This is a genomic window from Sporolactobacillus sp. BBK16-2 (genome assembly GCF_059878335.1).
The window spans coordinates 68,132-88,798 of record NZ_CM187611.1 but is presented as its reverse complement, the minus strand read 5'-3'; the positions used below and the strand labels follow the sequence as shown (position 1 = coordinate 88,798).

Genomic DNA, 20,667 nt, shown 5'->3' with positions numbered 1-20,667 from the left:
GTAGTTTCTATACCGTTAGTCTCGTAAAACTTGCCTCATGACCGCCAAAGCAAAATCTATCTGCCTCGCAAAGATGCAAGCAACGATAAAAACGGTGTGAAAGATTCATTTAATCCCATTAGGCACGATTGGCATGTTCATCGCTTCGATCCGTCGAAAAAGCCGACCACTCAGGAATATGATGGCTGATTCGTGCAGCGATGACTGTCATATCGTCATCAATACTGCCATCTCCGACACGAATTACTTCCTCAAGCAGCAGATCGGCAATTTCTTGCGGGTCATTAGTCTGCAGCTCTTTAATTTTCCGCTTGACCCATGCTTCTTTATTCTCAATATGCTTTGGCACATCAAAAATCCCATCGCTCATCATGATCAGTAGGTCTCCGGATTTTAACTGTTCAGTCTTCATATCCACATCAACATCACGTATAATTCCAATTGGTAAATTACCTGCATCCAACATGAAAACACGGCCGCCGCGCTTAATAAAGCTTGGATTTGATCCTATTTTCAGAAATTTTGATGTCGCATTTTGCAAGTCAATCAGTGCCAAATCCAGTGTCGCATAAATTTCCTCAGTCGAGCGAAGCGATAGGATTGAATTAATGGATTTGATCGCCAGCGTCTCATGAATACCGGATTTTAATACTTTATTCAGCAGCTGTAAGGTATCTTTGCTTTCCATGTCCGCACGTTCGCCATGCCCCATTCCATCGCTTATTGCCATAACGTATTTTTTGGAACCGATTTCAAAAAGTGAGTAGTTATCCCCGGAAATGCTGCCCCCTCCTCGTGCGGCCGTTGCGACACCGGTATCCAAATCGTATGCACGAGCAGAAATAAAAACAACACGACTCGGTCCTCCGGGATAATCAGAGGCTTGCTTTTTCTCAACAACAATACTCTCGCCGAGAATATCGGACAGCAGAGGTGCAATAACTTTTTCGCATGCACCGTAATTATCGGTCGGCAGCAGCGCTTCAATATCAATAGCCCCAGATTCTAAATTGTAAATCTCCACACTCTCAACGCGGATACCGATACCATTCAATTTAGCTAGAATCATTTCTTCCTGCCATTCATGAAGACCGCGTTCACGCTTCATTTCACTGGCAAAATCGCCCATTACCTGTGAGACACCTCTGAGCTGATCCGCGACAAGCCGTCTGCTCTCTTTAACATTTTGTTTCATCTTCTCATGCAGTTCAGACAGACTCTGCTCTTTGCGGATGACTTCCAGCGTTCGCTCCGCCTTGGAACAGTGACTACGCCATTTATGATGCAGCCGTGCATTCTCTTCACGATTTCCACGCCGCGACTCATCACGCAATTCGAGCATCAGCTTCTGCGTCCGTTCAAAATTATTGACCCAGCAGAACTCTTTTTTGAAGCAGTTCTGGCATGTCTTGGCCGTGACATTACTCAAAAAGTCGCTGTCTTCCTCTGTTTCCGCTTCTGCCGGTGGATAAAAGCTCTTCGCAAGCGTCTGAAAAAGGCCTGAAAACTGCTCCACCCGACCAACTGTTACATCACGCAGCTTACGTACATATTGCTGTTGTTCAGCCTGATACTCGCGTGTCCCCGGAATAAAGGAAGCCATTTGCCGGATCAGACTCTTCGGTGTAACAAGAAAAAGTATAATGGCCGCAATCGAATCAATCACCTCGCTCCCAAGCCCTGCATATCCGCCGCCATAAACACCAATTAATAATGTCGAGATTAACAATCCGGCACAAACACCCGCTTTTCCCGCCTCCTTAAGTAAGCCGCCAAGCACGCCTGAGAAGGCGAGCAGGCTCATTTGATAGAGACTCGACACGCTCGCCATGCCCAGAATGAGACCGATCACCACACCAACCGTTGAACCGATCGCCGCACCGCCAGCGTATGCGAACAGAAGCACGGCATACCGGGCAAGTACATGATCAATGGATAGATCATAGATATGCAATCCGATTGTTCCGGCGATTACTGATGAAATTAAAATGACGAAACAAATGATTTCCTCATTTCGAAACAGTTTATGGTTAACACGCGTAGACATGAGCGGAACGCTCTGCATAAATATGAGTGTCACAAGCGCGGATAATGATGCCTCGGCTCCGGCCGTGAGCACATCCGTCCATACAAGTGTCAATGAAAATGCTGCCTGACAGAGCAGACGCACTAAAAATCCGGTAAGAAATACAAGTCCAGGCAGCCAGCGTTCCATATGCACACGTTGAAACGAAGCCACAATCCTCCACCCTGCCAAGAAAACGATTAATCCAAGCAGTGCGTAAAAAGCTTGTCCCACAGACAGCGTGAGCCCTCCGGCCAAAACTGCCATTGAATCTGCCCATCTCCGTTTGCGTTTCATCCAGAATACCGTTGCAAAAAAAGGAAGAATAAACGGTGTCAAGCTTGTAATGATTACAGCCCGTCCAAGCAAAAATCCTGCTGCCAGAAAAAACAGATCGGTACGAAACATAACACCCAGCAAAAAGGTTTGAAAAGAGCGCTGCGATTTTGATCGTTCTTGTATCGTTTGATTTTTTTGTAGGTAAGGGTCAATGGTACCCGCTGCTGCACCGCCAAATTTTTGAATCATATCGCTCGCCGCCTTTAACTTATGATTGTATGATCCATTAAAGCATAGTAGACGTTCATAATTTGTCACAATCACAAGCCGCAGATCAAAAAAACTTCGACGGCATTCTTGATGTTCAGCCATAAACGACAAATGATCGTGCAGTCTGTCGATGAATAGCATGAATTTATCGTCTATAGAAGGCGAAGACTTTGAAATACCGCCTTTTTTCCCTAAATTTTCTGCCTTCGCCATCGTTCATCTTTCACCTTGACACCACTACAAAAATTCAGCACCTTTAAAACAAGTCATTCATAACAGCGCCTGTTCAGTGCAGTCAAGCATTCCAATAGGCAGTGTCGGAACTCCCCCTGTCAAGGGGCAATAAAAAACACCCAAGCTCTGTTTGAACTTGGGTGTTGCGTTTATATATTGAGAAACTTTCGGAGGTCGCGCTCAGCCTCTTCTCGCACCGCGTCCCCCGCGTTTGGATTCTGTCTGGCGCTTAATTGTCGAAAGCCGATCTTCACTGTCCTTCAAATACTGGGAGATTTTGTCCTCAAAGCTTGGAGCACGCGAGGTAAACCGTTTCCCGCCGCCATGTCTCTGAGAACCTCCGCGCGAGGATGAAGATGCAACCTTAGGTTTATCGACAGCTTTACGGATCGATAGACCGATTTTTCCATCCGGAGCGACTTGCAACACCTTTACCGTTACTTCATCACCAACCGCCAGAACGTCATGAATGTCTTTCACATACCGATCCGCAACCTCACTGATATGAACCAGACCCGTTTTTCCGTCTGGTAAATCAACGAAGGCTCCGAAGTTCGTAATTCCTGATACTTTACCCTTCAGCTTGCTGCCTGCTTCAATTGACATAAAAAAAAGCTTCCTCCTAAATTGGTATCACTAATTATATTATTATACATAGCAAAAAAAGTGCCTGTCAATCCTTGTTATTATCGGGTTTCGAAAAAATAATTTCTCCTTTATTCGATAACAGATAATCGCGCCTTGCAATTTCGCCAATATATTTTTTATTATGCAGCAGAGAAATGCGTTTCTTCAATTCCACTGCTTGGGATTTCGACTGATTCAGCTGTTTTTGTAAACTTATTTTTTCTTGTGATGCAGCATTTAGTTTATGGGATTGCGAAATCAGAGAGGAGATCATGAAGGCGCAGGCTAAAGCAAAAACAATAAAAAAAGCAGTCAAACGCCGAATTAACCCCTTGTGCCGTTTTCTTTTTCTCTTTTCATTCATTTCCTGCGACTGCAGATAATTATTCTGCAGTCGAGTGACCCGCTCTGCACCGGCACTCTCCATATCGTTCCCCCCGATCATTTCCGTTTGGTGAATAGTGACATCCACTGATTGAATTTCTGCTGTATCCAAATTCTTTTTTTTGCCAGATAGACCACTGCTCGATCCGGAAGAACCAGTCGAACAATGCCTCTTAGAATTTTCAAAGGAATCAAAAGCAGAAAGAGCAAAATTTTCAGTAAGGTGTTTACTGTCATTCTACACAATCTGAAGACAAGCATCAATAGGAAAAAGAGCGGATAAATCAATAATTGATAGACAGTTTTTGCGGTAAAACGCCCTGTTCGGACAGTCACCGCAACAATTTTGCCGAATAGACGCATGAATGGTTTTTCTAAAAGTGCTTTATAAAAAGCAAAGCCGAGTGCAATACCCAGGAAATAATAAAGACGCAATTGTCCTTCATTTACGGGTAACAAAAGTGAAAAAAGCAGTACAGCCTGTACGATCCAAAAGAGAGGGTCTGAAATCAGCAAAATCCAACGGCGTCCTTTTTTCGGGTGCACAAAGTGCTGATAGACCGAAAATGAAGCACCGAACCAAATACCCATGGCGAGCATCAGGATAAGCGAGACGTATTGCTGTTCAAGCGTCATCGAAACAGCTTGCCGAAGAAGCCTTTATGAGCTTCTCCGCCCTGATCATCCAGATAGCTGATTTCAATAATATGCCCCTCAATCAATACCTGGCCCTGCTCAACATTCAGATTTTGCATTTTCAGACCGGAACCTCGAACGGCAAGATACCCCAATACCGTCTCAAGCAAGAATTCTTCATGATCAAAGCTTTCCACGTGTTTGACACCGGTAATCTCGATTGATTTCCGATCCTTAACAACTATATTTTGATTTTGCGCCGGCTTGTCTTTATTAGGGATCTGAGACGAATAAAATTGACTCATTGGACTCCCCCTCCTCTGTTTCCTACATTATGAGGGAGCTGTCCCATTTAGAACCAACCGGAATCACCAACAATAAATCAATTTCTACTTAATGCTTATTGACCTTCCTGCTGGTCACGGACCACTTCATAGAGCGAATCGGCTTCTTCTTTTTTGACGACTTCTTTTAACAGCAAGATGCGAACAGTCATTGGTTTTTGGCCGAAGTGCAGAGTCAGCTGATCACCGACCGCAACATTCGAGCTTGCCTTTCCGGGTTGTCCATTAATATCAACGCGCCCCTGATCGGCGAGTTCCTTCGCTACTGTTCGCCGTTTAATCAATCGGGATATTTTCAAATATTTGTCTAATCTCATTTTTTCACTGCATCCTTAAATTTATTGCCGGCTCTAAACCCTGGCACGCGGGTCGCCGGGATTGTGATTGTTTCGCCTGTCTGGGGATTGCGTCCTGTCCTGCTTGCGCGCTGACGGACTTCGAAGGTACCGAATCCGACAAATTGAACCTTTTCATCGGCATTCAGCGCTTGAATAATTTGTTCCAGCGCTTCGTTAACCACCGTTTCCGTATCTTTTTTCGCAATGCCCGTTTTCTCTGCCACTTTATGGATGAGTTCATTTTTATTCATTCAAACCATTCCTCCATATTGTATTCATTCGTTTATACGTTTTTTCCCACGTATAGAGATCTGCTCAAAAGAGATGATCATAGTCCTGCCTCCCGAGCATCTTCTATAACCATCATTTTTTTCATTCTATCATAAGTTACCTTCAGATCACAGTTTCCGAGACCGTGCCGATGCCGCACTGTGCTTCTTTTTTCTTCGTATCGGAAGCCGCTTCAGGTCATGCTTATTCAGAAAACGGACCATATAAAGGATCACGATAAAGACCACACCGCCGACTACGGCTCCGGATAAAGCGAGCACTGATGCTGCGGGCCTTGCCGAAAGGGGATCGGTGAAGCGGCTGATTATTCTTTTCCAAAGAGACACGCTTGCCGCCATCCCGGATAAGGCAATGCCTAATTTCACAACCGCGCGCCAGGGCAATCGCTCGGTCAATGCATGGCGGTGCAAATAGACAAGACTCATTACAGCAGCTGCAGCGGTTCCTAGACATGTACCCAAAGCAGCACCGACAATAGCAAAGTGCGGAATAAGGAAATAATTTGCCGCACCTTTTACACACGAGCCAAGGACAAGAAAGTAAAAAGGTACCCAGGGTTTTCCGTTTGCCTCTAAAATTCCTGAAGCGGTCAAAATGATCGAAAGCGTCAGCATCGTGAACGATGCAATTGCGAAAGCTGCCGTTCCGTCGGCATTTCGAAACAGCATAATATTAACCTCGCGGCTGATCATCATGAGTCCTGCAGCTGCTGCTGCACCAAAAGCAACGCTTACTTTAATCGAAAGCGTTGCCTCCATTTGAAATTCATAACGCTTTCGCAATGCTGCGAGTTGCGCTAGGCGCGGCACTATGGCCACCGTCAGCGAAGCAGATGCGATCATTCCAAACTGTGTCAGTATATAAGCACGATCATAGATGCCCTTTTCAGCACGGGGATCGGCAAGATGCATTTTACCCAAAAGCCGAAGTACGGTTAATGAATCAATAAGCTGAAACGAGAGCAGGGGAACGGCAAGAATGGAAAAAAGACAGCCGGCAGTTATAAGTGTTTTGACCATCCGCCAATTGATTGCAACGGCCGACCTCGAAAACAGTTCGTATGCGAACTGTTTTTTTCGGGGCAAAAACAGAATAAGAATAATCAGTGTGACGAGCGGCGCAAATGCCGATCCTGATGTTGCAACCAATCCGAATGCATAGGCATCTCCATGATTGAGAAATAAATACCAGGACAATCCTAAAATGAAACAAACACGCGTCACCTGTTCTCCGATTTGAGAGAGAGCTGTAGGCAGCATATTTTCCTTGTCGCCTTGAAAAGTTCCGCGCAAAAGGGCCACAATCGGGACGAAAAGATAGGCTGATGCGGCGATACGAATTAAGGCAGCAAGATGCTGATCACCAATCAGTGCTGCCAAAGGCTGTGCAAAGATAAAAAGGGCAGCAAAAAAGAATCCGCAGATCAGCAGCAGCGCGATCAGTGCATGCCTTTGCACGTCCACTTTCGCGTCATGCCGTTCTCCTGCCTCAGCCATATATTTGGAAATGACAATTGGAAATCCCGTGCTTCCAAGTGCCACTGCCAGTGCGTAAAAAGGATAAACTTGCTGATAAACATAAAAACCGACGTCGCCGGCAAAATTTTGGTAGGGAAGCCGGTAAAGCGCGCTCATAATCTTCACCAGCAGAGCTGCACCCGTGAGTATCGCCGCACCGCGCCACACCAAGTGGCTCTCCCTCTTCTCGTTGCCCATGATCTCTCTCATTTCTCCAAGAATTCTCTGTTGGATTATATCATAACTTGCCCTATCGCGTACCTGGAATCAAGAATCAACCCAATAAGAAAAACCGGGCAAAAAACGCCCGGTCCTTCATTAAGTAACGAGTAAAATAAGCGGAGATTTTCCGGTTATATGCGCCATGGCGCTAGTTTTGCCTGTAAATAAGGGTAATTTTTCCGCTTATTCAGAGAAAAAACCTCTATTTTTACATTTTTCGATTCAATAAGGGTAATTTCTCCGTCTATTTAAACGATTTTACCATTCATTTTCAATTTAAGCGGAATTTTTCCGTCTATTTCTCAGATTGGGCGCTTGCCTGATCACCCACCCGAATCTTATGACGCTGATCATTGTACCAGCAAGGCAGAACGATATACATTCTTTTCTTGTAAGAAAAACCGGGCAAAAAGCGCCCGGTCCTTACTTTCACAGGACGTGATGGCTTTCGCGTTGCATACAGGACGTATGCGTATTTAGCGAAAGCTCCTTTACACTTGCGAAAGTTCCCTTTTTTAGCATTGATTTGTGTCTTTATGGTGTGAATCATCGCTTCGGTTGCTCGCATCAACTGAGCGCGACCGCGGGCGCACCGCGAGCCTCCTCAGACAAGCAGAAATCCGCGGGGTCTCGCTGGCACCTGATTCCGCTGGCGTCTCGAACCTCCGCTTTTATTCTCGTCCAAGACACTGGCTTATTCGTTTAAATATGGGGCAAAATCCTATACTTTCTTATCTTGCAAAAAAGAGGCGCTGCAGCCGCCTCCTCTCATGCAAACATTTTACTTTTAATGCTCCATCTGCCTGCCAAGAAAGCCTGCAGCCGTCTCAGCAAGCTTTACCTCGACTTCACCCATCGGCTTCTTGTCCTTATCGATGAGAATAATGGTACCGATTGGATCGCCCCCGGCAATAATTGGTGCAACAACATAGGGGCCGGACAGATTTTCATGTCCTTCCATTAGCGGCTCGCCGCGATCCTGTTCAAGAATGGTTTGCCGCTGCTCCATGGATTTTTCCGGTACCGCAAGCAGACGCTTTTCCAAGTAGTCTTTTTTAGGTCCTCCCGCGACTGCAATCACAGCATCACGGTCACTGACAAGGGTCAGCTTGCCGGAATTTTCCGCCAAGGACTCCGCGTATTCTTTTGCAAAATCGCCGAGCTCGCTCAGCGGCGAGTATTTTTTCAAAATCACTTCGCCATCATGATCAACGAAAATTTCTAGTGGATCCCCTTCACGAATACGAAGTGTACGCCGTATTTCTTTAGGAATAACTACCCGCCCAAGATCATCGATTCGGCGGACAATGCCAGTTGCTTTCATACAAGGATGTCCTCTCTTTCCGCTTCCGCAAAAATCATCTATTCCTTGCATTATTATCTGCGCTACTGGTCAAAGTATGCATTTTTCGCCAAATTTATCCTACCTTCTCAGACGGCTTCTGAAGCTGCTCGATTCCGCCAAGCAGTTTAGCAACCTCCTCCAGCAGCTTAGAATCTGCATTGCGCCTATTCTGTTTAATGGTTATTTTCATTTTCGATCCTTCCGCGCCGAGACCAACTCCGGACCCCATTTTGCTGATTGCTTTAAACAGCGACTCTCGATCCAATGATTTCCAGCCCATTTCCGAGAAAATAATTCTGACCTCAGAACTTTGCTGCTTAATTTCCTCAATCATTAATTGATTTGCTGTCACGCGTATCTCGGCCACTTTGAACAGGTCGGCTACTTCTCTTGGGTAATCGCCGAACCGGTCGATCATCTCATCCTTCAGTTCTTCAACATCTTGAACCGAGGCAGCAGCTTTGAAGCGTTTATACATATCAATTTTCTGCAGAGAATCCTCAATATACAGATCCGGAATGTATGCATCTGTCTCCATCTCAATGGTGACTTTAGGCGGTTTTGGTGCCATGTCCGTACTGCTCTTCTTGCTGCGCTCAGCAATGGCATCCTGAAGCATTTGCGAATAAAGATCAAAACCGACAGAGTCGATAAATCCATGCTGCTGGGCGCCCAGCAGATTTCCGGCCCCGCGAATGGACAAATCACGCATTGCGATTTTAAATCCGGAACCGAGCTCGGTAAATTCCTTTATGGCTTGCAGTCTTTTCTCAGCAACCTCGTTCATGACCTTATCGCGTTGATACGTAAAATAAGCATAGGCAACACGGCTGGAACGCCCGACTCGTCCGCGAAGCTGGTACAGTTGAGCTAGCCCCATTCGATCGGCATCGTAAACAATCAGGGTATTGACGTTTGGAATATCAACGCCGGTTTCAATAATTGTCGTACTAACAAGTACATCTGCATTTCCGTCGAGAAAATCAATCATTGCAGATTCAAGTTCTGATTCTTTCATTTGCCCATGCGCAAATGTGACTGCTGCATCAGGGACCAGTCCGGAGATCATTTCAGCCATCCGCTGAATCGTTTCCACACGATTATAAAGGAAGTACACCTGCCCGCCGCGCGCCATTTCGCGTTCGATTGCTTCCCGAATTAATGACGCATTGTATTCCATGACAAAGGTTTGTACAGGGAAGCGGTTCTCCGGTGGTGTTTCAATAATTGAAAGGTCACGTACCCCGAGCATCGACATATGCAGTGTACGTGGAATCGGTGTCGCGGTCAGTGTCAGCACATCGACATTCGCCTTCAGACGTTTAATTTTTTCCTTGTGGGTGACTCCGAATCGTTGTTCTTCATCAACAATCAGCAAACCGAGATCTTTATATTGAACATCCTTTGACAGTAGACGATGCGTCCCAATGACTAAATCAACCGTGCCCGCTTTAAGGCCCTTAAGCGTTTCCATTTGTTCTTTCCTCGAACGAAAACGGCTAAGCAGTCCGATCGTGACCGGAAAATCTTCAAACCGTTCACTCGCCGTCTCGAAATGCTGTTGTGCAAGGATTGTAGTCGGAACCAGAAGAGCCACTTGTTTTCCGTCGGCAATGGCTTTAAATGCAGCACGCAAAGCAACCTCGGTCTTGCCGTAGCCCACATCACCGCACAGCAAACGATCCATCGGCTTCTCGTTCTCCATATCCTTCTTGATTTCTTCAATGGCTTGGAGCTGGTCTGTGGTCTCCTCATATGGGAACGCCGCTTCAAATTCCTGCTGCGCATCGCTGTCCTTCGCAAAAGCGTAGCCTTTGCTCGCTTCACGCTTTGCGTAGAGCTTGATCAAGTCATCAGCGATATCTTGAATCGACGAACGTGCTTTGCTCTTGACCTTCTTCCATTCGCCGCCGCCTAGTGCATAGATCTTCGGTTCCTTACCCTCGGAACTCACATACTTCTGTACTTGATCAATATGTTCCACCGGGACGTAGAGCTTATCATTGCCCTTATAAATAATTTGCAAATAATCTTTATGCGTACCGTTGACTTCAAGCGTCTCAATACCGGCGTATCGGCCGATCCCGTGATCCACATGAACCACATAATCGCCGACTTTAAGCTCGCTATAATTTTTCAGGCGTTCGGCATTCGACAGTTTCTTTCCATGATGGTTCGCTTTCGCCGTCTTTTTTGTAAAGACTTCCTGCTCAGTAATCACGGCGATTTTCTTAAGCGGCAATTCAAAGCCAATTTCAAATTGACCGATTGTAATCTGATTCACACCGTGAACAGGTGGCGTTTCGGGTGCTACAAATTCCGCCTGAATGCCATAATCCGATAATACTTGATCTAAGCGTTTTGCTCGTTCTTTGTCAGAGGCGAGAAAGGTAACGGAGAAATCGCCCTTCTTCCAACGTTCAACCTCAGTCTTCAACAATTGAATCTGACCATGAAAATTTTGCATCGCACGACATGTTATACTGACGACATTCTGCGGCTGAAACTGACCATGGTACCTGAGGAAAAGGGACAGCAAGAGAAGCGGATGGGACAGCCGCTCGGTCAGTTGTGGCCAACTCATAGTCAGCGGCAATTCACTGACCATATCCCCTCTTTGCAGCATGTCGACTCGCCATTCGGCTTCTTCGCGATCCAGCTGTTCAGACATTTCTTGGATCCGGCTGATCTCATCAAAGATAATCAAAGCATCTTCAGGCAAATAATCATCAATAGTCGTCAATTTGTTGTAATACAAAGACGCATACTTGATCATTCCGTTAAAAGGCACACCTTGTTTTAATGATTCAATGTCAGCAGAGCTATGTTCGCTGAGCAGCTCTTGAGCCTTCTGATCCTTCATCTTGGCTAACGAGACAGCCAGTTCATGCTCAAGTCCTTGCGCAGCCGCCGCATAGTTTTCCTCGTAAAGCAGAAGTTCCCGTGCCGGACCGATCAGCACGCTGTTTTGAATCATTTCCAGCGAACGCTGAGAGTCACTGTCAAAATAGCGAACAGAGTCGATTTCATCGTCAAACAGCTCAATGCGGATCGGATGGGCTTCTGTCAGCGGGAAAAGATCAATGATTCCGCCCCGTATACTGAATTGACCTGGACCGGCAACCATAGATTCGCGTTCATAGCCCATGGCTGTCAATTTTCGCGGAAGCGCATCTAAATCAACCGTCTTTCCGACCTCAAACTGCAATAAGCTCGCTTTCCACAAATAGAGCGGAGCGAGCAGTTTTTTCAGTCCGGCGACCGGTATAATAATGAGTGCTTTGCGATTTTGCGCAAGCCGGTTCAGTACATCAATACGTTGAGCGAGCAGTTCCGGGCTTGCCACAGCAAGTTCAGACGCAATCAAGTCGTTGGCAGGGTAAAGAAACAGCTCCTCCGAATCGATCAAGCCTTCGAGATCATTATAAAGTTTCTGCCCTTGATAAAGGTTATGTGTCACAACAACAGATGTCTGATGTCTCTTCTGATAAACCGCCGCAATCCATAATGCTTTTGCGCCGCCTGAAAGTCCGGACACCAGCTGCTGCTTCATACCTTGCTCATAGCCTTCAAGGACTGTTTGAATTTCATCTATGTTCTGTTGATAATAGTGGCTCAGGCCAAGCATGGACTACCCTCGCTTTCTGAAAACCGAAAAACGCTTTGGCTTAAGCCAAAGCTCTGCAGTGATTCTTCAGAACCCTAATCATCTGTGATAAACTTCTATGATTATACCCGCGCGGTTTTCTACTTATTCGCATTATACGTATTCATCACCTGTGAAAAAGGTAACGTGAGCCAAGCTTCTGCAGCTGATGCTGCACGTTCAATTGCCGACGAAATCTGTATTTGGTCATCCCCGGAAAAACCTTGAAGCACATAACGTATGACTGCCTCACGCGAGTGCTGAGGATGGCCAACACCTACTTTAATTCGAGCAAATTCCTGCGAGTTCACATGCTGAATAATTGACTTAATCCCATTGTGCCCGCCGGCGCTTCCCTTTTGCCTCACGCGAATCTTGCCTACCGGCAGATCCATATCGTCCTGAATAACCAGCAAGTCAACGACTGACAGCTTAAAAAAACGAAGCAGCGGCCCAATCGCTTCACCTGAGGCATTCATATAAGTAAGCGGCTTCACTAACAAAAGTTCTTCCCCATCGATCGACCCTTTTCCAAACAGCGCATTAAACTTGTTTTTGTTTAAACGGATTCCGTGCTGCTGCGAGATTAAGTCGATCACTTCAAACCCTATGTTATGCCGCGTATGGGCATATTCAGAACCGGGATTGCCCAGTCCGACAATGACTTTCACAGTGATTCCTCACTTTCTATCTGAGATAAGTGTTTCGCGCATTAATTTCTCGGCTCAACTCCACCGTGTCTTATCTCATGTTCAGAAATAACCAACATGTTTTTACTTTCTAATTGGTACGAAAAAAGGCGTAACGCATTGGTTACGCCTTTCCATTCATTTAAATGAACACTTATTCAGCTGCGTTTTCACCATCAGCTGCAGGCGCAGCAGCATCCGCAGTTTCGGTTGCTTCTTCTGCTGGTGCTTCAGCTTCTTGTGTACCATAAGACAGCGTCACAACAACGTCTTCAGGGTCGCCAAGAACGGTATATTTTTTCGAGTCTGCAAGGTCGCTCACACGAATGGCATCACCGACAGCCAGTTTAGACACGTCAATTTCAATCGTATTTGGAAGATCATTAGGAAGCGCGCGTACGGTCAGCTCTGACAGCTGGTTGTTCAAGACAACATCGCCGGTTTCAACAACTTCCGTACCCTTAAGTACTACAGGTACAACAGCATCGATTTCTTCATTCATATTGATTTCGAGAAAATCAATATGACGAACAGTGCCCTTTAACGGATCAAATTGCAATTCATGAGCCATCACCGTATATTTTTTCTTACCTTCAATGTCCAAATTGATAATTGCGTTTCTGCCTTCGCTGCGGAAGAGCTTGCTTACTGCTCCGGCATCAACCGCAACAGATTCGTTACCTACTGTCTTTCCATAAACTACGGAAGGAATCTTTCCTTCTTTTCTCAATTTCTTTGCATACGATTTCTTGAATTCGCTACGAACAGCCGCACTTAATGTTGCCATGCGTCATTGCACTCCCTTTCAAATGGATCCTTATTAAATTTTTGACGAATCACGTATAATCTAACCCTGTAAGGCACTAAATTCCGATCGATAGTTAATTAAACAACCTGCTGACCGACAATTTTTCATGAATACGAATAATTGCTTCACCAATCAACGGTGCGACAGACAACTGCACAATTTTGTCAATTTTCTTTTCTTCAGGCAACGGAATCGTGTTGGTCACAACGAGTTCGCTGATTGCAGACGCCTGAATACGTTCGATTGCGGGACCCGACAAAACAGGGTGTGTACAGCAAGCATACACCTTTTTAGCGCCGCGCTCAACTAAGGCGTTAGCGGCAAGCGTAATTGTACCTGCCGTATCGATAATATCATCGACAATAATGCACGTTTTGCCCTGAATATCGCCGATAATGTTCATGACTTCCGCAACATTGGGACGCGGGCGGCGTTTATCAATGATTGCAATCGGTGCTTTTAGGCGGTCAGCCATTTTGCGTGCACGCGTCACACCGCCATGATCCGGAGAGACAATAACGATATCCTCAAGCTGCTTGCTCATGAAATATTCCGACAGGGTCGGGACACCAAGAAGCTGGTCGACAGGAATGTCAAAAAATCCTTGGATTTGCGGTGCATGCAAATCGAGCGTCAACACGCGCGTTGCGCCTGCCGTTTCCAAAAGATTTGCGACAAGCTTTGCTGTGATCGGTTCACGAGCACGTGCTTTGCGGTCCTGTCTCGCATAGCCGTAATAAGGGATAACCAAATTGATCGTTTTTGCGGATGCGCGTTTCAACGCATCAATCATGATCAGCAATTCCATCAAGTGTTGATTCACCGGATCACTTGTTGACTGAATGACATAAACTTCACTGCCTCGAATGCTTTCTTCGATGCTGATTTGGATCTCGCCGTCACTGAATGACGATACAATGCATTTTCCGAGTTTAATACCGATATGCTCTGCAATTTGCTTTGCAAGATCAGGATTTGAATTGAGGCTGAATACTTTCAAATTTGGATCTAAATAGCTGACCATCTAATGGTTCCCTCCAGTTAATGGTTTAACCTGTACTTTAATTATGTTTTTTTGCCCGGATCTTGCGATGCCTCACCTATTTTTAAATGCTCGGCCCGCTCCGTTCTCCAATGTCCGTGTTCTTTACGTCGACAAAACTGCCCACTTTTGTCTGATCATGGATCTTGGACAGCGGACGAATATGTGCGAAAGGTCCGATCTGCACATTGCTTCCAATCGTACTGTTCTCCAGCACAGATTGATCAATCTGCGTCCCGTCGCCAATCACACAGTCGCGAATTTGCGAATAAGCACCGATTGTGCAGCTGCTTCCGATTCGTGTCTTTCCGGCAATGACCGTCCCCGGATAGACAACCGTATCCATGCCGATCTCGCATTCCGCCGACAAATAGGTTGTATCCGGATCGATCAGTGTCACACCATTCTGCATCATTGCCCTATTGATGCGTACCTGCATATATTTCCCTGCAGCAGCCAATTGAATGCGGTCATTGACACCGACTGTTTCCTCGAACTGTTCTGTTGCGTAGGCAATCACTTTCTCAGAGTCGCGGACAAGCAAACCAATAACATCAGGAAGATAGTATTCACCCTGAACATTATTGTTTTTCACTTGCTTTAAAAGGGTGAACAATTTACGGTTGTCAAAACAATAGATGCCCGTATTAATTTCTTTTACCCTTTTTTCATCAGGATTTGCATCTTTATGTTCGACAATTTTCGCAACATTTCCTGATGAATCCCGAATGACGCGACCGTATCCCGTCGGATCTTCCAATTTAGCGGTCAACACTGCTGCCGCTGCCTGATTCTTTTCTTGAATCTGAATCAGCTTCTCAATGGTTTGATGAGTGATCAGTGGAGTATCTCCGCAGAGAACAACCGTCGTGCCTTCTTGCTCGGCTAATCGATCCGCGGCTTGAAGCACAGCGTGTCCTGTTCCAAGCTGCTTTTGCTGCAACAGGCATTCAGCCCTATCACCGACCGCCGCTTTCACCTCATTCGCCCCATGTCCGACAATGACATAAACCTTTTCGAAATCAGCTTTGCCAACCTCATCAATGACATGTCGGATCATCGGTTTGCCACAAACCTGATGCAGCACTTTATATAGTTTCGATTGCATTCTTGTACCTTTACCGGCAGCAAGAATGATCGCAAATCGATTTGACATGATGAACCCCCATAGCTTTCGCTGATCCTTAGCGTCCATTTTAGACTATAGCTTAAAAACAACCCTTTTTCAAGATAACAAAGGCGAAATTTGCGTCAATTCGTCAGAACATGTTTTTTAATGTTCAAGTAAAAAAAAAGAACCAATTGGCTCCTTTTTTTACTAATAGCTCTTATCCTCAAATCGAATCGTATTCATGAACAAGTAATTCGTGAACATGCTGGGCTTGTCTCACAAAATTCTGCAAATGAAAAGTATCTTTAAAATGACGTTGACGCAGCCCTGCTGATAAAAATGTTTGACCTATCAAAGACATGCAATCTTATAACACGGCCATTATTTAAGAAGCGCCTGCCTGTTCGAATGAAGGATCGCCCTCACATGCATGTTCATATTCACTAAGTATTGCCGACTGTATTTTCTCTCTAGTCCCTGATGTGATGGGGTGGGCAATATCCCTAAACTCCCCGTCAGGTGTCCGCTTGCTGGGCATCGCGACGAATGTGCCATTGTTTCCATCAATCACGCGAATATCGTGGACAACGAACTCTTTATCAAGAGTTATTGAGGCGATTGCCCTCATGCGCCCGTCAGTATGCACAAGCCGCAATCTGACATCTGTTATTTCCATTGATAAGACACCACCCTTTTCCCTTATGCGTAACTCGTCATTCTAAATACTTGTTTCAACATAAAAAGTGGGAAATCCTGCAAGTGGCAAAAAGAAACAAAAATATTTTTATTATTTGCGCATATAGTGTTTGACGGCAGTTCAAAAATTTATTGGAAACGGTTAGTCTTTTACTCCAAGAGAATTATTTTTCGGCAGCCATTCGTACACGTTACCGTTTTCAATTGTCAGCGCATCTTGTTGCTCAAGGATTGACAGTTTAAGCAGCGATACATAATGATTAACCAATTTCGGACGTTCATCTTTTTTTTCAACGAGAACGGCCATGCCGGCAACCTTTGCGCCGAATTCCTCCACTAAATTAATCATACCTTTCATCGTTCCTCCAGCTTTCATGAAGTCATCGACGATTAAAACACGTGCGTGTGCTTTCAGACTTCTTCGCGGCAAAACCATTGTCTGTATCCTTTTTGAAGACCCGGATATATAATTAATGCTTACTGTAGATCCCTCGGTTACTTTGCTGCTTCGTCGGACGACAACAACCGGTACGCTGCACTGTGTGGCAACTGCGTACGCAAGCGGAATACCCTTTGTCTCCATCGTCATGATTGCATCCAGCTTTTCATTAATAAAAACCGATGCGATCAGCCGTCCAATCGCATTAATATAGTCCGGCTTCCCCAGAATATCAGTCATATAGAGATAGCCTCCAGGTAGAATCCGCTCCTTTCGCGTCATCTGTTCCTGCAATCGTCCAAGCAATTGTTCGGCTTCCTCGCAGCCCATGGATGGCATATAACATACTCCGCCCGTAGCCCCCGCCTGCGTCTGCAGCCGTCCGATTTCTTGAGATTCAAAGTTCTCCTTGATAATCGTCAGATCTTCGCTTATCGAGGATTTGGCAGATTCATACCGTTCCGAAAAATAGGAAAGCGAAATCACCTGGTGAGGATGCCGCAGCAAATATTCTGTCATATCGACCAGTCTGCTGCTTCGCTTAAGTTTCATGATAATCCTCCAAATCCGAATATTTTAAAGCAATTTTACACCATTATTCGTATTCAGACAAGAGGGTAAACGGTTTACAAAGCCTCACGGCGAATACCTGCGAACAATAACCTCTCATCCCATTCATCAAGCGCAACATTCGTGATTCATGCTGGGTAAGCGCAAACACGGTTGGTCCGCTTCCGCTCATCAATATCCCTTCCGCACCGATTGCTTTCATATGACCTTTTATCTTTGCGATATCCGCAACTTTTCTCATGGTCACAGACTCAAGAGAATTACCGAGCAGTCCGCAGATTGTCTGAAAATCTTCCTTTTTGATGGCTTGGATCATGGCATCAACATCCGGATGAATAATCGGCTGACTGTCCAAATCTTTATAGATCTGCGCCGTTGATACTGACACGTCCGGCTTAACAAGAACGACCCAGCAAGGAGCCAAGGACGGCAAAGGCGTAATTTGTTCGCCTCTTCCGGTGGCGAGTGCCGTTCCTCCTTTAATGCAGAAAGCGACATCAGATCCGATTTTCGCTGAAATTTCCAGCATTTCTTTATAGGACATACCAATATGCCATAGCTTGTCCAGGGCACGGATCGTTGCCGCGGCATCCGTGCTTCCTCCGGCAAGTCCTGCAGCAACTGGTATATTTTTTTTAATCGTTATTTCTACACCGCGGCGAATATCATAACATTCTTTGATGTACTTAGCAGCCTGATATGCGAAATTACGTTCATCCTCAGGCACATAGGGGGCTGATGTACGGACTATAATTCGATTCTCATGCAGATCGCCGCATTCCACCCGATCTGCTAAATCAATTGAGGTCATGATCATTTTGACCTCATGATAACCATCGCTTCGATTCCCAACAACATCAAGGGAAAGGTTAATTTTTGCCGGTGCTTTCTCAAGTACTTTCAAACGGTTCCCCCACTTCCAATTAACAAGCTGCTTTCGTATACATGTCCAATTTTAATAAAAAGCAATTGATGCGACGATCACGGATGATCTAATGTCCGGATTGCCACAGAACGTGGCGCTTTGACGGACCGACATTCATGGATGCCCTAGTATCCCGTTCACCCCAGAACAGCATTCTTAGCTGGATCCTGATCTATAATACCTACTCCGTTTTTTTACACTTTATAGTTTAAAGGAAACGAGCATGAAGAAAAAGGGGGTCCCATCCGTTTCTGGACAGAATCCCCTTCTTTCGTGCTCAATCATGGTGCTGTTTATCAGCGTCACCAAGTGTCGCTTCAGCTTTTTGAATAGCGAGGCGCACCATATTGCCTGCGTCGCGGGCCTTGATGCCGCCCCATCCTTCATTCTTGACCGTATCATAAAACCCCAGCTCTTTGGCAAGTTCCTCTTTAAATGCTTCAGACATAATGCCTCTGCGTCTGGACATGATCGGCACAACTCCTTTCCAATGGTCGAGCAGAAATTAGGTTGCACTAATTTACTTTCTTCTATTCGCCAAACGTGCTAAAATGAATTTTGACGAAAGACTTATGAAAAGCATAAACGCGCATCTCCAGTTTTGTCCGTGAATTTCGAACAAAAAGGGTGCGCGCATCCGCTATAAATAAATGGTCTGTCATCATGGAAATCGAACAAGCAATTCATTACTGGCCGCTCGCCATTTCCTCCAAAAAGGTGAGTTCCACCGAGTCCGTCAACACATCAGTGTAGCTGTACGATACGCGGTCATACGCGTTCGAATCTTTATCCAGCCTCACAATAAAAACCGACGGATAGGTACCTTCCAAAACACCAATGCGTTGAATCGTTTTGCGTCTGCCACCGTTTGCCTTTAATGTCAAACGTTCGCCGACACGTTCGTCTAGAGCGCCTCTGATATCATCAATGGTTTTTCCCATCTCGACAATCCACCTCGCTTAATTATAAGTATACCACAATGGACGTCAAAAAATCAAATAGTATGAATTATATCAAGAAACCATTGTTGCTGTCAATACATTTATTGCGAAGAACAGGCGTTATTTTCTCTCAAAATTCGACTGAATTTCCTACTAAATTATTTTTATTCCGAGGGGTAGGGCAGACCCGTGCGAAGCATCCCCCGACTTTCCACCCCGCCCAAGCCGCCTGCACCGGTCAGCGTGTTTCTGAGCACTTCCCACACATTGACACTATCCATAAAAGACGTAAAACTGATCCTGGCGGCAAGATAAACCGGATCAAGCGCATGAATATTTACGCGGTCAGGCGAACTGGCAAAATTCGATCCCGCCCGAATTAAATATTCAAAATTAGATTGGCAAGCGCCGGAAAAAATAATCATCTGATCAAGACTGGGCCAGTGATAGCGAACCTCTTTGACTGTTCGGATAAAATACCCCGAATTGCGGTAGGCCTTAATCTCGTCTGGCATTCCCTTATTCTTCATAAATGCATCATGTCCGGTCAGTACAAGAATATCCGGGCGGATCTGCGCGACCAGCTTCGGAGCAAGATCAGGCATTTCCGATTCCTGCATATATTTGCCGATTACAGGTACATGCAGTTTTTCATAAAAAGCAAGGCACTTTTTTAAATAATACGGATCTCCGTCAATGTGAAGCACACGTCCGGGCATTTCAAAATACGAAGCCCCTTCCCGATAACCATTTGTTGCCGTATATCCTCTTTTCAATTTCATTTGCTTATAGTCCTGTCTGAAAAGCTTGTAGGACTCCGCTTCCTTCGAACTCGTCACTTTTTCATACTCTTCCCGTTCATCTTTAGTTACTAGAACCAAGTCATCGAGCGGCGCGTCTGCGTACAAGCGCAAGTCATGGCCATTCAACTCGGCGCTTTTTGTCTCTTCATGAATGGCCACCACACGAAACGGAAGGTCGCAATGGTATGAAGTTCGCGCCACGAGATCTCCTACTTGAACCGTCATGTTCCACTCCCTCTTTTCAGCACATCCGGATCCGTAAAAAATCAGAGTCATCCTTTTCAATCTATGATTGTGCAGAAACGAATATTCATGAAGGGACACTTCAACAATTGAACATGATCGCAGCCTTTAACTTCCTCTTAGAAAAATCTGGCATTGACCGGTCCGTACTGCCGCAGGACGCGATGACTTTCGCGTTGCATACAGGACGTACTTTCACAGG

20 protein-coding genes are annotated in these 20,667 nt (G+C 45.5%); all 20 read right to left on the bottom strand.

Annotated elements, in window-relative coordinates:
* Window positions 1-118 precede the first annotated feature (118 nt).
* A complete protein-coding gene (gene spoIIE / locus AC6F33_RS00435) occupies window positions 119-2,593 on the bottom strand; it encodes a stage II sporulation protein E (protein WP_500778122.1) in 2,475 nt (824 codons plus the stop codon).
* 435 nt (window positions 2,594-3,028) lie between these two features.
* The gene (locus AC6F33_RS00430; RefSeq protein ID WP_255749271.1) at window positions 3,029-3,454 is read right to left on the bottom strand and encodes a S1 domain-containing RNA-binding protein; all 426 of its coding nucleotides are present in this window, start codon (window positions 3,452-3,454) and stop codon (window positions 3,029-3,031) included.
* 67 nt (window positions 3,455-3,521) lie between these two features.
* A complete protein-coding gene (locus AC6F33_RS00425) occupies window positions 3,522-3,902 on the bottom strand; it encodes an FtsB family cell division protein (RefSeq protein ID WP_255749270.1) in 381 nt (126 codons plus the stop codon).
* 14 nt (window positions 3,903-3,916) lie between these two features.
* Window positions 3,917-4,495 carry a spore cortex biosynthesis protein YabQ gene (gene yabQ / locus AC6F33_RS00420; protein ID WP_255749269.1) on the bottom strand — a complete coding sequence of 193 codons (579 nt, stop codon included), beginning with the start codon at window positions 4,493-4,495 and terminating at the stop codon, window positions 3,917-3,919.
* Complete coding sequence (gene yabP / locus AC6F33_RS00415) at window positions 4,492-4,800, bottom strand: sporulation protein YabP (protein ID WP_255749268.1); 309 nt, start codon at window positions 4,798-4,800, stop codon at window positions 4,492-4,494. Before yabP ends, yabQ begins: the two co-directional genes overlap by 4 nt.
* Before the next feature lie 95 nt (window positions 4,801-4,895).
* Entirely contained in the window at window positions 4,896-5,156 is a 261-nt protein-coding gene (locus tag AC6F33_RS00410; protein ID WP_255749267.1) for an RNA-binding S4 domain-containing protein, read from the bottom strand.
* Window positions 5,153-5,428, bottom strand: coding sequence for a non-specific DNA-binding protein Hbs (hbs, locus tag AC6F33_RS00405; protein WP_255749266.1), 276 nt, complete (start codon window positions 5,426-5,428; stop codon window positions 5,153-5,155). The genes AC6F33_RS00410 and hbs overlap by 4 nt, the downstream gene beginning before the upstream one ends.
* A gap of 147 nt (window positions 5,429-5,575) precedes the next feature.
* Window positions 5,576-7,195: a putative polysaccharide biosynthesis protein gene (locus AC6F33_RS00400; RefSeq protein ID WP_500777536.1), complete on the bottom strand. Its 1,620-nt coding sequence runs from the start codon at window positions 7,193-7,195 to the stop codon at window positions 5,576-5,578.
* A gap of 799 nt (window positions 7,196-7,994) precedes the next feature.
* Window positions 7,995-8,531: a stage V sporulation protein T gene (gene spoVT, locus AC6F33_RS00395; RefSeq protein ID WP_255749265.1), complete on the bottom strand. Its 537-nt coding sequence runs from the start codon at window positions 8,529-8,531 to the stop codon at window positions 7,995-7,997.
* Between the two features lie 94 nt (window positions 8,532-8,625).
* A complete protein-coding gene (mfd, locus tag AC6F33_RS00390; protein ID WP_255749264.1) occupies window positions 8,626-12,180 on the bottom strand; it encodes a transcription-repair coupling factor in 3,555 nt (1,184 codons plus the stop codon).
* Window positions 12,181-12,299: 119 nt separating this feature from the next.
* The gene (gene pth, locus AC6F33_RS00385; RefSeq protein WP_255749263.1) at window positions 12,300-12,869 is read right to left on the bottom strand and encodes an aminoacyl-tRNA hydrolase; all 570 of its coding nucleotides are present in this window, start codon (window positions 12,867-12,869) and stop codon (window positions 12,300-12,302) included.
* Window positions 12,870-13,041: 172 nt separating this feature from the next.
* On the bottom strand, window positions 13,042-13,674 hold the full coding sequence (locus tag AC6F33_RS00380) for a 50S ribosomal protein L25/general stress protein Ctc (RefSeq protein WP_255749262.1): 633 nt from the start codon (window positions 13,672-13,674) through the stop codon (window positions 13,042-13,044).
* A 94-nt stretch (window positions 13,675-13,768) separates the two neighbouring features.
* Window positions 13,769-14,719, bottom strand: a complete 951-nt coding sequence (locus AC6F33_RS00375) for a ribose-phosphate diphosphokinase (protein ID WP_255749261.1) — start codon at window positions 14,717-14,719, stop codon at window positions 13,769-13,771.
* A gap of 82 nt (window positions 14,720-14,801) precedes the next feature.
* On the bottom strand, window positions 14,802-15,893 hold the full coding sequence (glmU, locus tag AC6F33_RS00370; RefSeq protein WP_255749260.1) for a bifunctional UDP-N-acetylglucosamine diphosphorylase/glucosamine-1-phosphate N-acetyltransferase GlmU: 1,092 nt from the start codon (window positions 15,891-15,893) through the stop codon (window positions 14,802-14,804).
* Window positions 15,894-16,233: 340 nt separating this feature from the next.
* A complete protein-coding gene (gene spoVG, locus AC6F33_RS00365; protein WP_023511710.1) occupies window positions 16,234-16,524 on the bottom strand; it encodes a septation regulator SpoVG in 291 nt (96 codons plus the stop codon).
* Window positions 16,525-16,686: 162 nt separating this feature from the next.
* Complete coding sequence (gene purR / locus AC6F33_RS00360; protein WP_255749259.1) at window positions 16,687-17,535, bottom strand: pur operon repressor; 849 nt, start codon at window positions 17,533-17,535, stop codon at window positions 16,687-16,689.
* Between the two features lie 43 nt (window positions 17,536-17,578).
* On the bottom strand, window positions 17,579-18,457 hold the full coding sequence (gene ispE, locus AC6F33_RS00355; protein WP_255749258.1) for a 4-(cytidine 5'-diphospho)-2-C-methyl-D-erythritol kinase: 879 nt from the start codon (window positions 18,455-18,457) through the stop codon (window positions 17,579-17,581).
* Between the two features lie 298 nt (window positions 18,458-18,755).
* Window positions 18,756-18,947 (bottom strand): small, acid-soluble spore protein, alpha/beta type, encoded by a 192-nt coding sequence (locus AC6F33_RS00350; protein WP_255749257.1) that lies wholly within the window; start codon window positions 18,945-18,947, stop codon window positions 18,756-18,758.
* 217 nt (window positions 18,948-19,164) lie between these two features.
* Complete coding sequence (locus tag AC6F33_RS00345) at window positions 19,165-19,419, bottom strand: Veg family protein (protein ID WP_253064440.1); 255 nt, start codon at window positions 19,417-19,419, stop codon at window positions 19,165-19,167.
* Between the two features lie 164 nt (window positions 19,420-19,583).
* A complete protein-coding gene (yabG, locus tag AC6F33_RS00340; protein ID WP_255749256.1) occupies window positions 19,584-20,447 on the bottom strand; it encodes a sporulation peptidase YabG in 864 nt (287 codons plus the stop codon).
* Window positions 20,448-20,667: the final 220 nt, after the last annotated feature.

Bases quoted from the DNA above. Each gene is read 5' to 3' on its own strand.
- spoIIE (WP_500778122.1), bottom strand. From the start codon at position 2,593: ATGATTCAAAAATTTGGCGGTGCAGCAGCGGGTACCATTGACCCTTAC.
- AC6F33_RS00430 (WP_255749271.1), bottom strand. From the start codon at position 3,454: ATGTCAATTGAAGCAGGCAGCAAGCTGAAGGGTAAAGTATCAGGAATT.
- AC6F33_RS00425 (WP_255749270.1), bottom strand. From the start codon at position 3,902: ATGGAGAGTGCCGGTGCAGAGCGGGTCACTCGACTGCAGAATAATTAT.
- yabQ (WP_255749269.1), bottom strand. From the start codon at position 4,495: ATGACGCTTGAACAGCAATACGTCTCGCTTATCCTGATGCTCGCCATG.
- yabP (WP_255749268.1), bottom strand. From the start codon at position 4,800: ATGAGTCAATTTTATTCGTCTCAGATCCCTAATAAAGACAAGCCGGCG.
- AC6F33_RS00410 (WP_255749267.1), bottom strand. From the start codon at position 5,156: ATGAGATTAGACAAATATTTGAAAATATCCCGATTGATTAAACGGCGA.
- hbs (WP_255749266.1), bottom strand. From the start codon at position 5,428: ATGAATAAAAATGAACTCATCCATAAAGTGGCAGAGAAAACGGGCATT.
- AC6F33_RS00400 (WP_500777536.1), bottom strand. From the start codon at position 7,195: ATGAGAGAGATCATGGGCAACGAGAAGAGGGAGAGCCACTTGGTGTGG.
- spoVT (WP_255749265.1), bottom strand. From the start codon at position 8,531: ATGAAAGCAACTGGCATTGTCCGCCGAATCGATGATCTTGGGCGGGTA.
- mfd (WP_255749264.1), bottom strand. From the start codon at position 12,180: ATGCTTGGCCTGAGCCACTATTATCAACAGAACATAGATGAAATTCAA.
- AC6F33_RS00380 (WP_255749262.1), bottom strand. From the start codon at position 13,674: ATGGCAACATTAAGTGCGGCTGTTCGTAGCGAATTCAAGAAATCGTAT.
- AC6F33_RS00375 (WP_255749261.1), bottom strand. From the start codon at position 14,719: ATGGTCAGCTATTTAGATCCAAATTTGAAAGTATTCAGCCTCAATTCA.
- glmU (WP_255749260.1), bottom strand. From the start codon at position 15,893: ATGTCAAATCGATTTGCGATCATTCTTGCTGCCGGTAAAGGTACAAGA.
- spoVG (WP_023511710.1), bottom strand. From the start codon at position 16,524: ATGGAAATAACAGATGTCAGATTGCGGCTTGTGCATACTGACGGGCGC.
- purR (WP_255749259.1), bottom strand. From the start codon at position 17,535: ATGAAACTTAAGCGAAGCAGCAGACTGGTCGATATGACAGAATATTTG.
- AC6F33_RS00350 (WP_255749257.1), bottom strand. From the start codon at position 18,947: ATGTCCAGACGCAGAGGCATTATGTCTGAAGCATTTAAAGAGGAACTT.
- AC6F33_RS00345 (WP_253064440.1), bottom strand. From the start codon at position 19,419: ATGGGAAAAACCATTGATGATATCAGAGGCGCTCTAGACGAACGTGTC.
- yabG (WP_255749256.1), bottom strand. From the start codon at position 20,447: ATGACGGTTCAAGTAGGAGATCTCGTGGCGCGAACTTCATACCATTGC.